The organism is Pseudomonas putida, assembly GCF_028682395.1.
GTDB lineage: Bacteria > Pseudomonadota > Gammaproteobacteria > Pseudomonadales > Pseudomonadaceae > Aquipseudomonas > Aquipseudomonas putida_AB.
Genome location: NZ_JANHLC010000001.1, coordinates 875760 through 890129, shown reverse-complemented (window position 1 = coordinate 890129; position 14370 = coordinate 875760). Strand labels below are relative to the sequence as shown.

Sequence of the window (14370 nt, the reverse complement as noted above, 5' to 3'; positions counted from 1 at the left end):
CATGAAATTGCCGATTTACCTTGATTACTCAGCGACCACGCCGGTCGACCCGCGCGTTGCGCAGAAAATGAGTGAATGCCTGCTGGTCGACGGAAACTTCGGTAACCCGGCTTCGCGTTCCCACGTGTTTGGCTGGAAAGCCGAAGAGTCCGTGGAAAATGCTCGCCGTCAGGTCGCCGACCTGGTGAATGCCGACCCGCGTGAAATCGTCTGGACCTCCGGTGCCACCGAGTCCGACAACCTGGCGATTAAGGGTGTTGCGCATTTCTATGCGACCAAGGGCAAGCACCTGATCACCAGCAAGATCGAACACAAGGCAGTTCTCGACACCACGCGCCAACTGGAGCGTGAAGGTTTCGAAGTGACCTACATCGAGCCGGGCGAAGACGGTTTGATCACGCCGGCCATGGTCGAAGCGGCATTGCGCGAGGACACCATCCTCGTGTCGATCATGCATGTGAACAACGAAATCGGCACCATCAACGACATCGCTGCCATCGGTGAACTGACCCGTTCGCGCGGCGTGTTGTTCCATGTCGACGGCGCCCAGTCCACCGGCAAGGTCGAAATCGACCTGTCGACGCTGAAAGTTGACTTGATGTCGTTCTCTGCCCACAAGACCTACGGTCCGAAAGGCATCGGCGCGCTGTATGTAAGCCGCAAGCCGCGCGTGCGTCTGGAAGCGACCATGCACGGTGGCGGTCATGAGCGCGGTATGCGTTCTGGCACCCTGGCGACTCACCAGATCGTTGGCATGGGCGAGGCCTTTGCCATCGCCAAGCAGGAGATGGCTGCGGAAAACCTGCGGATCAAAGCCCTGAGTGATCGCTTCTTCAAACAGGTCGAAGGCCTGGAAGAGCTTTACGTCAATGGCAGCCTGACCGCTCGCGTACCGCACAACCTGAATCTGAGCTTCAACTACGTTGAAGGCGAGTCGCTGATCATGGCGCTCAAGGATCTGGCGGTGTCGTCTGGCTCGGCCTGTACTTCGGCTTCCCTGGAGCCTTCCTACGTGCTGCGTGCCCTGGGCCGCAACGACGAACTGGCACACAGTTCGATCCGTTTCACGTTCGGTCGGTTTACCACTGAAGAAGAAATCGATTACGCCGCGCAGAAAGTCTGCGAGGCCGTGACCAAGCTGCGCGCTCTGTCGCCGCTGTGGGACATGTACAAAGATGGTGTCGACATCTCGAAGATCGAGTGGGCGGCGCACTGATAAGTCGCCGCAAGAGCGACTTTCTGATGAGTGAGGATTAAGCATCATGGCTTACAGTGAAAAGGTCATCGACCACTACGAGAACCCGCGCAACGTCGGCAAGATGAATGCCGAAGACCCGGATGTCGGCACCGGCATGGTCGGCGCGCCGGCCTGCGGCGACGTTATGCGTCTGCAGATCAAGGTCAACGAACAGGGCATCATCGAAGATGCCAAGTTCAAGACCTACGGCTGCGGTTCGGCGATCGCCTCCAGTTCGTTGGCGACCGAGTGGATGAAAGGCAAGACTCTGGACGAAGCAGAGACCATCAAGAACACTCAGCTGGCTGAAGAGCTGGCCCTGCCGCCCGTGAAAATTCACTGCTCGGTACTCGCGGAAGATGCCATCAAGGCAGCGGTTCGCGACTACAAGCAGAAGAAAGGCTTGATCTAACGCGCAGTAAGGAGTCCCGATGGCTATCAGCATGACAGAAGCGGCTGCTCAGCACGTACGACGCTCCCTTGATGGGCGCGGCAAAGGTGATGGGATTCGTCTGGGTGTTCGCACCACAGGTTGTTCCGGCCTTGCCTACGTGCTGGAGTTTGTCGACGAGGCCGGCAGTGAAGACCAGGTGTTCGAGAGTCACGGTGTAAAAGTGATCATCGACCCCAAGAGCCTGGTCTACCTCGACGGCACCGAACTGGATTTCGTCAAGGAAGGGTTGAACGAAGGCTTCAAGTTCAACAACCCCAACGTACGCGGTGAGTGTGGCTGCGGCGAAAGCTTCAATATCTGAGGCGCCTCGTGGGTACTCCTTGTCATTTCGCTTTATTCGAGCTGCAGCCGAGCTTCAATCTGGATCTCGACCAGTTGGCCGTGCGCTATCGTGAGTTGGCGCGCAGCGTTCACCCGGACCGTTTTGCCGATGCCTCGGAACGCGAGCAGCGTCTGGCGCTGGAGCGGTCCGCGAACCTGAACGAGGCCTATCAGACCCTCAAGAGCCCGCCCAAGCGCGCGCGTTACCTGCTGGCCATGGGGGGGCGCGAGTTGCCGCTGGAAGTCACGGTGCACGACCCCGAGTTCCTGCTGCAGCAGATGCAGTGGCGCGAGGAGCTCGAGGACCTGCAGGACAGTGCCGACCTGGCCGGGATCGCGGCGTTCAAGCGTCGCCTCAAGGTGGCTCAGGACGAACTGAACCAAAGCTTCGCGGCTTGTTGGGATGATGCTGCTCAGCGCGAGCAGGCCGAGCGCCTGATGCGACGCATGCAGTTTCTCGACAAGCTCACCTACGAAGTGCGCCAGTTAGAAGAGCGCCTCGACGATTAACCAAGTGCCGCCTCGGTCGCACGCCTGATATACAGATAAGTCCAGATAACGATGGCCCTACTGCAGATCGCCGAACCCGGCCAAAGTCCTCAACCGCACCAGCGTCGTCTGGCGGTCGGGATCGACTTGGGCACTACCAATTCGCTGGTCGCTGCCTTGCGCAGCGGCCTTTCCGAGCCGCTGGCCGATGCGCAGGGGCAGGTCATTCTGCCGTCTGCCGTGCGCTATCACCCCGACCGTGTCGAAGTGGGTGAATCGGCCCGCCTGGCGGCGTCCGCTGATCCGCTCAATACCGTGCTGTCGGTCAAGCGCTTGATGGGTCGTGGGTTGTCCGATGTCAAGCAGTTGGGCGAGCAGTTGCCGTATCGCTTTGTCGGCGGCGAATCCCATATGCCGTTTATCGATACCGTCCAGGGCCCCAAGAGCCCGGTGGAAGTGTCCGCCGAGATCCTCAAGGTCCTGCGCCAGCGCGCCGAGGCGACGCTGGGGGGGGGATTGGTGGGGGCGGTTATCACTGTTCCGGCCTATTTCGACGATGCCCAGCGTCAGGCGACCAAGGATGCGGCCAAGCTGGCCGGTCTCAATGTGTTGCGCCTGCTCAACGAGCCGACGGCCGCTGCCGTGGCCTATGGCCTGGATCAGCACGCCGAAGGCGTTGTGGCGATCTATGACCTGGGTGGCGGTACCTTTGATATTTCGATTCTGCGTCTGACCGGCGGCGTCTTCGAAGTGCTGGCCACGGGTGGCGACAGCGCCCTGGGTGGCGACGACTTCGATCACGCCATTGCCAGCTGGATCATCGAGAGCGCCGGTCTGTCCGCCGATCTCGATCCGGGTGCGCAGCGCAACCTGTTGCAGACCGCCTGCGCCGCCAAAGAGGCGCTGACCCACGCCGCCTCGGTAGATGTGACTTATGGCGACTGGTCGGCCGCTCTAACGCGCGAAGCCTTCGAGGCGTTGATCGAACCGATGGTTGCGCGCAGCCTCAAGGCCTGCCGCCGTGCCGTGCGCGACTCGAATATCGAGCTCGACGAAGTGCAGGCGGTGGTCATGGTCGGTGGTTCGACGCGCGTGCCTCGGGTGCGTGAGGCGGTTGCCGAGATGTTTGGTCGCCAGCCGTTGACCGAGATCGACCCTGATCAAGTGGTCGCCATTGGCGCCGCGATCCAGGCCGATACGTTGGCGGGCAACAAGCGCGACGGTGGCGAATTGCTGTTGTTGGACGTGATTCCGCTGTCCCTGGGGCTGGAAACCATGGGCGGGCTGATGGAGAAGGTGATTCCCCGCAACACCACCATTCCCGTCGCCCGGGCCCAGGATTTCACCACTTATAAAGACGGCCAGACGGCCATGATGATTCACGTGCTGCAGGGTGAGCGCGAGTTGATCAGCGATTGCCGCTCCCTGGCGCGTTTCGAGTTGCGCGGTATCCCGGCCATGGTTGCCGGTGCGGCGAAGATTCGGGTGACCTTCCAGGTCGACGCCGATGGCCTGCTCAGTGTGGCGGCGCGCGAACTGGGTTCGGGCGTCGAGGCGAGCATTCAGGTCAAGCCGTCCTACGGGCTGACCGACGGCGAGATCGCCCGGATGCTCACCGACTCGTTCCAGCACGCCAACGACGACAAGGTCGCCCGTGTGCTGCGTGAACAACAGGTCGACGCCCAGCGCTTGATCGAAGCGGTCCAGGCTGCGCTGGAGGCCGATGGCGAGCGCCTGCTCGACGCCGAAGAGCGGATGGTCATCGAAGCCCAGGTACAGGAACTGACCGAACTGATGAGCGGTACCGATGGCTACGCCATCGAGCAACAGACCAAGCGTCTGTCGCAAGTGACCGATGCTTTTGCTGCCCGACGCCTGGATTCGACGGTGAAAGCCGCGCTGGCGGGGCGCAACCTGAATGAGATCGAGGAATAACTGATGCCGCAGATCATTTTTCTGCCACACGCTGTGCTGTGCCCGGAAGGTCTGGTTGTAGAAGTTGAGCCCGGTACTTCTATTCTGGAAATTGCCCACGAGCACCATATCGAGATCGAAAGCGCCTGTGGTGGCGTCTGTGCATGCACCACCTGTCACTGCATCATTCGCGAAGGTTTTGACTCGCTGAACGAAGCGGACGAGCTGGAAGAAGACATGCTGGACAAGGCTTGGGGGCTGGAGGCGCAATCGCGGCTGTCGTGCCAGGCAATCGTCGGCGACGAAGACCTGACCGTCGAGATCCCTAAATACTCGCTTAACCATGCGGCCGAAGCGCCACATTGATTCAAGGAATCGTCATGAGCCTGATGTGGGTTGATGTGCTGGAAATCGCGATCCAACTGGCCGACAGCAAGCCGGACGTGGATCCGCGTTATGTGAACTTCGTCGATCTGCACAAATGGGTCCTGGCCTTGCCGGAATTCGGTGACGATCCGGCCCGTGGCGGCGAGAAAGTCCTTGAGGCGATCCAGGCGGCCTGGATCGACGAAGCGGACTGATTCGCCGCTGTACGCAGTTAGGCAATCCCCCCAAACCCGCGTATAATTCGCGGGTTTAATTTTTCGTAAAAATCATTCGTTTCTGGAGTTACACCATGGCTGTTCAACGTACTTTCTCCATCATCAAGCCTGACGCCGTTGCAAAGAACGTCATCGGCAAGATCGTTAGCCGTTTCGAAGATAACGGCCTGCGCGTTGTAGCTTCGAAAATGAAGCAACTGTCCAAAGCCGAAGCCGAAGGCTTCTACGCTGAGCACAGCGAGCGCGGCTTCTTCGGCGAACTGGTTGCCTTCATGACTTCCGGTCCGGTTGTTGTTCAGGTTCTGGAAGGCGAAAACGCCATCGCTCGCAACCGTGAACTGATGGGCGCTACCAACCCTAAAGAAGCTGCTGCCGGCACCATCCGTGCTGACTTCGCTGAATCCATCGATGCCAACGCTGTACACGGTTCGGATTCCGAAGCTGCTGCTGCACGTGAAATCGCGTACTTCTTCGCCGCTACCGAAGTAACCACTCGCTAAGATTGCGCCAGTGAGTGAGGGTGAGACCATGACTGCATCGATCGGCAAGACCAACCTGTTGGGTTTGACTCAACCGGAAATGGAGAAATTCTTCGACTCAATCGGGGAGAAGCGTTTCCGTGCCGGTCAGGTAATGAAGTGGATTCACCACTTTGGCGTCGATGATTTCGATGCCATGACGAACGTCAGCAAGGCCCTGCGCGAGAAGCTCAAGGCCTGTGCTGAGGTTCGCGGTCCGGAAGTGGTCAGCGAGGACATCTCCAGCGACGGCACCCGTAAATGGGTGGTGCGCGTGGCGTCCGGCAGCTGCGTCGAGACCGTGTACATTCCCCAGGGCAAACGCGGCACCTTGTGCGTTTCGTCCCAGGCAGGCTGTGCCCTGGACTGCAGTTTCTGCTCCACCGGCAAGCAAGGCTTCAATAGCAACCTCACCGCTGCCGAAGTGATCGGCCAGGTGTGGATTGCCAACAAATCCTTTGGCAGCGTCCCGGCAACCGTCGACCGTGCCATCACCAACGTGGTGATGATGGGCATGGGTGAGCCGCTGCTGAACTTCGACAACGTCATCGCCGCCATGCACCTGATGATGGACGACCTGGGCTACGGCATCTCTAAGCGCCGCGTGACCCTGTCGACCTCCGGCGTGGTGCCGATGATCGATGAGCTGGCCAAGCACATCGACGTCTCCCTGGCGCTGTCCCTGCACGCGCCAAACGATGCGCTGCGTAACCAGTTGGTGCCGATCAACAAGAAGTACCCGCTCAAGATGCTGCTCGAATCCTGCCGCCGCTACATGGCGACCCTGGGCGAGAAGCGTGTCCTGACCGTCGAGTACACCTTGCTCAAGGACATCAACGACCAGGTCGAGCACGCGGTCGAGATGATCGAGCTGCTCAAGGACACGCCGTGCAAGATCAACCTGATCCCGTTCAACCCGTTCCCCCATTCGGGCTACGAGCGTCCGAGCAACAATGCCATTCGGCGTTTCCAGGATCAGTTGCATCAAGCCGGCTATAACGTCACTGTGCGTACCACCCGCGGCGAAGATATCGACGCGGCCTGTGGTCAGTTGGTCGGGCAGGTGATGGACCGCACCCGTCGTAGTGAGCGTTATATCGCCGTGCGTGAGTTGAGTGCGGACGCCGATGCACCGCAAAGCGCTGCGAATCGAACTTAAGAGAGGATCTCCATGCCGTTGCGCGCTGCGCTATGCCTTGTGTTCGTCAGTTTGCTGGCCGGTTGCGTTTCGTCGGGTAATGTCAACCCGATGAAGACTGGCAAGGGGCGTGACGAGGCGCGCCAAGCGTATGTGCAACTGGGCATCGGCTATTTGCAGCAAGGCATGGCCGAACGTGCGAAAGAGCCGTTGCGCAAGGCGCTGGAACTGGACAGTTCGGACGCCGACGCGAATGCCGCGCTGGCTCTGGTGTTCCAGGCCGAGCTGGAAAACGAGCTGGCCGACCAGCATTTTCGCAAGGCCCTGTCATCGCGCCCCGGTGATGCACGGATCCTGAACAACTACGGCAGCTTCCTGTTTGAGCAAAAGCGCTACAAGGAAGCTTACGAGCGCTTCGAACAAGCGGCCGCAGACAGCCTTTATAGCGAGCGCTCGCGGGTGTTCGAGAACCTTGGGCTGACGGCACTGCGCCTGGACAAGCGTGAACTGGCCCAGCAGCAGCTGGAAAAAGCCCTGCGCCTGGACCGCCGACAGCCTCGGGCTTTGCTGGAAATGGCTGAGTTGTCCTTCGAAGACAGGCATTATGTTCCCGCCCGCGATTATTACGACCGTTTTAGCCAGCTCAGCGGGCAAAATGCACGTAGTCTGTTGCTGGGCGTGCGGTTGGCGAAGATTTTCGACGATCGTGACATGGCCGCCAGTTACGGCCTGCAATTAAAACGACTCTATCCCGGTACGCCGGAATATCAGCAATACCTGTCGGAGCAATGATGAAAGCGGCGCATCCCGAAGTTGTAGCAGCGACTCGCGTGAACCCTGGTGAGATCCTGCGTAAGGCCCGTGAGGGGCATGGCTGGTCGGTGGCCGAAGTGGCCGTGAAGCTGAACCTGACCGTGACCTCCCTGGGCCATCTGGAAAACGGTGCGTTCGACAAGCTGCCAGGGCATACCTTTGCCCGCGGCTATATCCGCGCCTATGCCAAGTTGCTCGAAAAAGACCAGGCCCCTCTGGTCCAGATGTTCGACCAGTACACCGGCACCGACTCCCAGGGCAGCAGTGTCCATAGTCTGGGGCGCATCGAGGAGCCGGTCCGGGTTTCCCACACGATTCTGCGGATTGTCAGCCTGCTGTTGCTGGTAGCAGTGATCGGTGGCGGCTTTATCTGGTGGCAGGACCAGACCAGTCTGCGCAGCAAAGACCAGGCAGGCCTGAGCATGGAGCATGTGGAGGTCGAAAGTGCCGACGGCACCACGCAGATCCATCCGATCGACGAGCCGGAAGACCAGGCGGTTTCCGCTGCGCAGAATGGCGAAGAAACCACACTTGAATTGAACACCCCGGCCCCGGCCGCGGCCGAAGTGCCGGTTGATCAGGCTGGCGCTGTAGCCACCGCACCTGCTGCTCCGGCAGTGGTGCCGGTGCCCAATGCGGCCCAGGCCCTGGTTGTCGCCCCGACACCCGCGCCGACGCCAGCCTCACCGGTCGCGCCGACCACTGCGCCAGCCGTTCCTGCTTCGGCAGTGACGCCCGCGGCGGGCGCAGGTGTGGTGGGGCTGCAGTTTAATGCCGATTGCTGGACCCAGGTTACCGATGCCACCGGCAAGGTGCTGGTCAGCGGCCTGAAGCGCAAGGGGGAGAACCTGCAGGTTTCCGGCAAGCCGCCATTGGCAGTTCGCCTGGGCTTTGCCCGTGGCGCCTCGGTGACCTATAACGGCGAGCCGGTCGATATCGCACCTTTCACTTCGGGTGAAACCGCCCGTCTGAAATTGGGGCAGTAAGCATGCACGGCGAATCTCCAATCAAGCGTCGTGTATCCCGCAAAATCTGGGTGGGCTCGGTCCCGGTAGGCGGCGATGCGCCGATTGCTGTCCAGAGCATGACCAACAGCGATACTAACGATGTGGCCGCTACCGTGGCGCAGATCAACCGCCTGGAAGCCGCCGGTGTCGACATTGTCCGGGTTTCCGTACCGGATATGGATGCCGCGGAAGCCTTTGGCCGGATCAAGCAATTGGTCAAGGTGCCCTTGGTTGCCGATATCCACTTCGATTACAAGATTGCCCTGCGCGTGGCGGAACTGGGTGTGGATTGCCTGCGGATCAACCCGGGCAATATCGGTCGTGAAGACCGCGTGCGCGCGGTGGTCGATGCCGCCCGCGATCGCGGGATTCCGATCCGGATCGGTGTCAACGCCGGCTCGCTGGAAAAGGACCTGCAGAAAAAGTACGGCGAGCCCACGCCGGCAGCACTCGTGGAGTCGGCGTTGCGCCATGTCGAGCACTTGCAGCGCCTCAACTTCGAGGACTTCAAGGTCAGCGTAAAGGCTTCCGACGTGTTTATGGCCGTCGAGGCCTACCGCCTGCTGGCCAAGGAGATTGTCCAGCCTCTGCACCTGGGGATCACCGAAGCCGGTGGCCTGCGTTCAGGCACGGTGAAATCCGCCGTCGGCCTAGGTATGCTGCTGGCCGAAGGAATAGGCGATACCATTCGCATCTCCCTGGCGGCCGATCCGGTCGAGGAAGTGAAGGTCGGGTACGACATTCTCAAGTCCCTGCACCTGCGTTCCCGTGGCATCAACTTCATCGCCTGCCCGAGCTGCTCGAGGCAGAACTTCGATGTGGTCAAGACCATGAACGAGCTGGAAGGGCGCCTCGAAGATCTGCTGGTGCCGCTGGATGTCGCGGTGATCGGTTGTGTGGTCAACGGTCCTGGCGAAGCCAAGGAAGCTCATATAGGGCTGACGGGCGGTACGCCGAACCTGATCTATATCGACGGCAAGCCGGCGCAGAAACTGACGAATGACAATCTGGTGGATGAGCTGGAACGGCTGATCCGCCAGAAAGCGGCCGAAAAGGTCGAAGCTGACGCGGCGGTTATTGCCCGTGGCTGATCGAACGAATTCGAATTAAGGATTATTTGTGAGCAAGTCTCTGCAAGCCATTCGTGGCATGAATGACATCCTGCCCGAGCAGACGCCCCTGTGGCGCTATTTCGAAGGCACCGTGGCGCGCCTGCTGGATAACTACGGTTACAAGCAGATCCGCATGCCAATCGTCGAGTTCACCGAGCTGTTCAAGCGCTCCATCGGTGAAGTGACCGATATCGTCGAAAAAGAGATGTACACCTTCGAGGACCGCAACGGCGATTCCCTGACCCTGCGCCCTGAAGGGACTGCCGCGTGCGTGCGTGCGGTGCTCGAACACGGCCTGACCGGTGGCGGCCAGCCGCAGAAACTGTGGTACATCGGCCCAATGTTCCGCCACGAGCGCCCGCAGAAAGGCCGTTATCGGCAGTTCCACCAGATCGGCCTCGAAGTGTTCAACATCGATGGCCCGGATATCGACGCCGAACTGATCGTGCTGACCTGGCGCCTCTGGGGCCTGCTCGGCATTCGCCCGGCGGTCAAGCTCGAGCTCAATAGCCTGGGCACCAGCGAAGCCCGTGGACGTTATCGCGAAGCACTGGTCGAGTACCTGACGGCCCGTCTTGAACAGTTGGACGAAGACAGCCAGCGTCGCCTGAAGAGCAATCCTCTGCGCGTGCTCGACACCAAGAACCCCGACACCCAGGCCGTACTGGTGGATGCGCCGAAACTGGCCGACTACCTGGACGAAGAATCGCGGGTGCATTTCGAAGGCCTCAAGGCCCGTCTCGAAGCCGCCGGCATTCCCTATGTGATCAATCCCAAGCTGGTACGCGGGCTGGATTACTACAGCAAGACCGTCTTCGAGTGGGTCACCGACCAATTGGGCGCCCAGGGCACGGTCTGTGCCGGTGGTCGTTACGATGGCCTGGTGGAGCAGATGGGCGGCAAGCCGACCCCAGGCGTCGGTTTCGCCATGGGCATCGAGCGTCTTATCCTGTTGCTCGAAACCCTGGGGCAAGTGCCTGAAGAAATCAGCCGTCAGGTCGATGTCTATCTGTGCGCCTTCGGCGAAGCGGCTGAACTGGCTGCGTTGGCCTTGAGCGAGAAAGTCCGCGACGAGTTGCCCAATCTGCGCCTGCAGATCAATGCCGGTGGCGGAAGCTTCAAAAGTCAGTTCAAGAAAGCCGACAAAAGCGGTGCGCTGTATGCCCTGATCCTCGGTGACGACGAATTGGCCCAGCAAGTGGTAGGTTTCAAACCCCTGCGTGGCCAGGGCGAACAACAAAGCATTGCCTGGGATGCGCTTGCTGCACACCTGGCCACCTGCGTCGTGCAGGGTTGAAGCTGTAAGAAAACAGCCGAATTAGCGAATAAGGAGTATTGGGGTGTCGAGTACCGAAGATGAACAACTGGCGGACCTGAAGGACTGGTGGCAGCGCAACGGTAAACCCCTGGTCACCGGCGGTCTGCTGGCACTGGTTATCGTGTTCGGCTGGCAGGCCTGGACCAAGTATCAGAGCAATCAGTCGCAAGGCGCCTCAATGCTCTACCAGCAACTGCTGGAAACCACGCTGACGCCTGACGGCAAGCCTGACGCTGCACGCGTGGCGGAACTGGCCGGCAAGCTCGGCAGCGAATTCCCCGGCACGGCCTATGCCCAATATGGCAGCCTGTTCGTGGCCAAGGTTGCGGTCGATACCGGCAAGCTGGACGACGCCGCGAGCGAGCTCAAGGCCGTGGCCGACAAACCGGCCAATGCCGCTCTGGGTGAAATCGCCCGTCAGCGCCTGGCGCAGGTCCTGGCAGCACAGAACAAGGCCGACGAAGCACTGAAACTGCTTGAAGGCGATACGGACAAGGCATTCCTGGCCAGTCGTGAAGAACTCAAGGGGGACCTGCTGGTTCAACTGGGTCGTACCGATGACGCCCATGCTGCGTACCAAAAGGCCAAGGCCGCGCTGTCTGATGAAGCAGCGGTAGGTGGCTTACAAATCAAGCTGGACGACTTGGCCAAAGGGGATGCGTGACGTGATCCGTTGGAAACATGCAGCATTGCTGGCTCTGGCCGTTCTGGCCGCGGGTTGCAGCAGCAATAGCAAGAAAGAACTGCCGCCGGCCGAGCTGGTCGACTTCAAAGAAGAAGTCGTTCTGCACAAGCAGTGGAGTCGTTCCATTGGCGATGGCCAGGGCGATACCTACAACATGCTGGTGCCGGCCGTTGACGGTGACACCCTCTACGCCGCGGATGTGACCGGTGTCGTGGTGTCGATGGACCGCATGAACGGCGACGTGAAGTGGAAAACAGACCTCGAGCTGCCGGTTTCCGGTGCGGTCGGGGTAGGTTACGGCCTGGTGATGATCGGCACGCTCAAGGGCGAAGTCGTCGCGATGGACGCCAGCAGCGGTGAAGAGAAATGGCGCGCTCGCGTGACCAGTGAAGTCCTCGCACCACCGGCCACCAACGGTGACGTGGTGGTTGTGCAGACTCAGGACGACCGTGTGATCGGCCTGGATGCCGCCACCGGCAACCAGCGCTGGGTCTATGACAGCACGCCGGCCGTCTTGACGCTGCGTGGCACTGGCGCCCCGATCGTGACCAATCGCCTGGCCGTTGCCGGCCTGTCCACGGGCAAGGTGGTCGCTCTGGATACCCAGAACGGTGTACCTGTCTGGGAGCAGCGTGTCGCGATTCCCCAGGGGCGTTCGGAACTCGATCGCGTGGTCGATATCGACGGTGGCCTGCTGTTGTCCGGCGGCACCCTGTATGTCGCCAGCTATCAGGGCCGTGTCGCGGCCCTGGATCTGGAAAGCGGTCGCCAGCTGTGGCAGCGCGATGCTTCCAGCTATGCCGGTGTCGCCCAGGGTTTTGGTAGCGTCTATGTGAGCCTGGCTTCGGGCACCGTGGAAGGTATCGATGAGCGCTCCACGACCGCACTGTGGACCAACGACTCGCTGGCTCGCCGCCAGTTGTCGGCGCCGGAAGTGTTCTCCAGCTATGTAGCGGTAGGTGACCTGGAAGGTTATCTGCACCTGTTGAGTCAGGTCGACGGTCGTTTCGTCGGTCGCGAGCGCATCGACAGCGACGGCCTGCGGGCTCGTCCGCTGGTGGTGGGTGACATGATTTACGTGTTTGGCAACAGCGGCAAACTGGAAGCCCTGACCATCAAGTAAGGCTTTGACTATGCTTGGGGGACACCCCAAGCGGCCTCGTATTCCGAGGTTGCGGCGCTATCAAGGCGCTGCCCCGAGCACCAGCCGCTGCCTCGCAGCGGCTTTTGTATTTTCTGAAATAACGCAGTGGAGAGCCGCATGGTTCCCGTAATCGCCCTGGTGGGCCGACCCAACGTCGGTAAATCCACCCTGTTCAACCGCCTGACCAGGACTCGCGACGCTATCGTCGGCGATTTGTCCGGTCTGACCCGTGATCGCCAGTACGGTGAGGCAAAGTGGCAGGGGCGCTCCTATATCCTGATCGACACCGGCGGTATCTCCGGCGACGAACATGGCATGGACGAAAAAATGGCCGAGCAGTCACTGCTGGCCATTGAAGAAGCCGATGTCGTGTTGTTCCTGGTGGATGCCCGCGCCGGCTACACCGCCGCCGACCAAATGATTGGCGAGCATTTGCGCAAGCGCAACAAACGCTCCTATGTGGTCGCCAACAAGGTCGACAATATCGACCCGGAAATGGCCCGCGCCGAATTCAGCCCGATGGGCCTGGGCGATGCCATCCCGATTGCCGGCGCCCACGGTCGCGGTATCACGCAGATGCTGGAAATCGCCCTGAGCGAGTTCCCGCGTGACGATGCTGAAGCCGTAGAAGGTGAAGCCGAGGAAATCGTCGCCGAAGGCGAGGAAGCCAAGCGCATTCCTGGTCCGAGCGAAAAAGACGGTATCAAGATCGCCATTATTGGCCGGCCGAACGTCGGCAAGTCGACCCTGGTCAACCGTATGCTCGGTGAAGACCGGGTTATCGTCTATGACCAGCCCGGCACCACCCGCGACAGTATCTACATTCCCTTCGAGCGCAATGAAGAGAAGTACACGCTGATCGACACCGCCGGCGTGCGCAAGCGCGGCAAGATCCACGAGGAAGTTGAAAAGTTCTCGGTGGTCAAGACCCTGCAGGCGATCAAGGATGCCAACGTGGTCATCTTCGTCATGGATGCCCGCGAAGGCGTGGTCGACCATGACCTCAACCTGCTGGGCTTTGCCCTGGAGGCCGGTCGGGCTCTGGTTATCGCGCTGAACAAGTGGGATGGCATGACGCCAGGTGAACGGGACTACGTGAAGACCGAGCTGGAACGCCGGCTGTTCTTCGTCGACTTCGCCGATATCCACTTTATCTCGGCGCTGCACGGTACGGGCGTGGGTAACCTCTACCAGTCGGTACAGAACTCGTTCAAGTCGGCGGTTACCCGCTGGCCGACCAGCCGCCTGACCCAGATCCTCGAAGACGCCGTGGGCGAGCATGCGCCGCCGATGGTCAACAACCGTCGGATCAAGCTGCGTTACGCTCACCTGGGTGGCGCGAACCCGCCGCTGATCGTGATCCACGGCAATCAGGTCGAGAAGGTTCCCAAGTCCTACATCCGCTACCTGGAAAATACCTATCGCCGTGTACTCAAGCTGGTCGGTACGCCGATCCGTATCGAGTTCAAGGGTGGCGAGAACCCGTATGAAGGCAACAAGAACACGCTGACCGACCGTCAGGTCAACAAGAAGCGTCGCTTGATGTCGCACCACAAGAAAGCCGACAAGAAGCGCCGCGACAAGCGCTGATTCCGGTCTTGAAACAGGGCGCCCATGG

General features: G+C 60.5%; 16 protein-coding genes. All 16 read left to right on the top strand.

What is annotated here, in order from left to right; all coding sequences use genetic code 11:
- Position 1: 1 nt before the first annotated feature.
- The gene (locus NPS46_RS04225; protein WP_274105146.1) at positions 2 to 1216 is read left to right on the top strand and encodes an IscS subfamily cysteine desulfurase; all 1215 of its coding nucleotides are present in this window, start codon (positions 2 to 4) and stop codon (positions 1214 to 1216) included.
- A gap of 46 nt (positions 1217 to 1262) precedes the next feature.
- Positions 1263 to 1649, top strand: a complete 387-nt coding sequence (gene iscU, locus NPS46_RS04220) for a Fe-S cluster assembly scaffold IscU (RefSeq protein WP_007929523.1) — start codon at positions 1263 to 1265, stop codon at positions 1647 to 1649.
- A gap of 19 nt (positions 1650 to 1668) precedes the next feature.
- On the top strand, positions 1669 to 1992 hold the full coding sequence (gene iscA, locus NPS46_RS04215; RefSeq protein ID WP_274105144.1) for an iron-sulfur cluster assembly protein IscA: 324 nt from the start codon (positions 1669 to 1671) through the stop codon (positions 1990 to 1992).
- Positions 1993 to 2000: 8 nt separating this feature from the next.
- Entirely contained in the window at positions 2001 to 2522 is a 522-nt protein-coding gene (gene hscB / locus NPS46_RS04210) for a co-chaperone HscB (protein WP_274105143.1), read from the top strand.
- A gap of 51 nt (positions 2523 to 2573) precedes the next feature.
- On the top strand, positions 2574 to 4436 hold the full coding sequence (gene hscA, locus NPS46_RS04205; RefSeq protein WP_274105142.1) for a Fe-S protein assembly chaperone HscA: 1863 nt from the start codon (positions 2574 to 2576) through the stop codon (positions 4434 to 4436).
- Positions 4437 to 4439: 3 nt separating this feature from the next.
- Complete coding sequence (fdx, locus tag NPS46_RS04200; RefSeq protein ID WP_274105141.1) at positions 4440 to 4781, top strand: ISC system 2Fe-2S type ferredoxin; 342 nt, start codon at positions 4440 to 4442, stop codon at positions 4779 to 4781.
- 14 nt (positions 4782 to 4795) lie between these two features.
- Complete coding sequence (iscX, locus tag NPS46_RS04195; protein ID WP_274105140.1) at positions 4796 to 4996, top strand: Fe-S cluster assembly protein IscX; 201 nt, start codon at positions 4796 to 4798, stop codon at positions 4994 to 4996.
- 95 nt (positions 4997 to 5091) lie between these two features.
- Entirely contained in the window at positions 5092 to 5517 is a 426-nt protein-coding gene (gene ndk, locus NPS46_RS04190; protein WP_274105139.1) for a nucleoside-diphosphate kinase, read from the top strand.
- A 28-nt stretch (positions 5518 to 5545) separates the two neighbouring features.
- Positions 5546 to 6694 carry a 23S rRNA (adenine(2503)-C(2))-methyltransferase RlmN gene (gene rlmN / locus NPS46_RS04185; RefSeq protein ID WP_274105138.1) on the top strand — a complete coding sequence of 383 codons (1149 nt, stop codon included), beginning with the start codon at positions 5546 to 5548 and terminating at the stop codon, positions 6692 to 6694.
- Between the two features lie 12 nt (positions 6695 to 6706).
- Positions 6707 to 7465, top strand: coding sequence for a type IV pilus biogenesis/stability protein PilW (gene pilW, locus NPS46_RS04180; RefSeq protein WP_274105137.1), 759 nt, complete (start codon positions 6707 to 6709; stop codon positions 7463 to 7465).
- A complete protein-coding gene (locus tag NPS46_RS04175) occupies positions 7465 to 8472 on the top strand; it encodes a RodZ domain-containing protein (protein WP_274105136.1) in 1008 nt (335 codons plus the stop codon). The genes pilW and NPS46_RS04175 overlap by 1 nt, the downstream gene beginning before the upstream one ends.
- A gap of 2 nt (positions 8473 to 8474) precedes the next feature.
- Positions 8475 to 9584 (top strand): flavodoxin-dependent (E)-4-hydroxy-3-methylbut-2-enyl-diphosphate synthase, encoded by a 1110-nt coding sequence (ispG, locus tag NPS46_RS04170; protein ID WP_274105134.1) that lies wholly within the window; start codon positions 8475 to 8477, stop codon positions 9582 to 9584.
- Between the two features lie 28 nt (positions 9585 to 9612).
- Entirely contained in the window at positions 9613 to 10902 is a 1290-nt protein-coding gene (gene hisS / locus NPS46_RS04165) for a histidine--tRNA ligase (protein WP_274105133.1), read from the top strand.
- Between the two features lie 43 nt (positions 10903 to 10945).
- The gene (locus NPS46_RS04160; RefSeq protein WP_274105131.1) at positions 10946 to 11587 is read left to right on the top strand and encodes a tetratricopeptide repeat protein; all 642 of its coding nucleotides are present in this window, start codon (positions 10946 to 10948) and stop codon (positions 11585 to 11587) included.
- Complete coding sequence (bamB, locus tag NPS46_RS04155) at positions 11580 to 12731, top strand: outer membrane protein assembly factor BamB (RefSeq protein ID WP_274105130.1); 1152 nt, start codon at positions 11580 to 11582, stop codon at positions 12729 to 12731. The genes NPS46_RS04160 and bamB overlap by 8 nt, the downstream gene beginning before the upstream one ends.
- A gap of 138 nt (positions 12732 to 12869) precedes the next feature.
- On the top strand, positions 12870 to 14342 hold the full coding sequence (gene der, locus NPS46_RS04150) for a ribosome biogenesis GTPase Der (protein WP_274105128.1): 1473 nt from the start codon (positions 12870 to 12872) through the stop codon (positions 14340 to 14342).
- Positions 14343 to 14370: the final 28 nt, after the last annotated feature.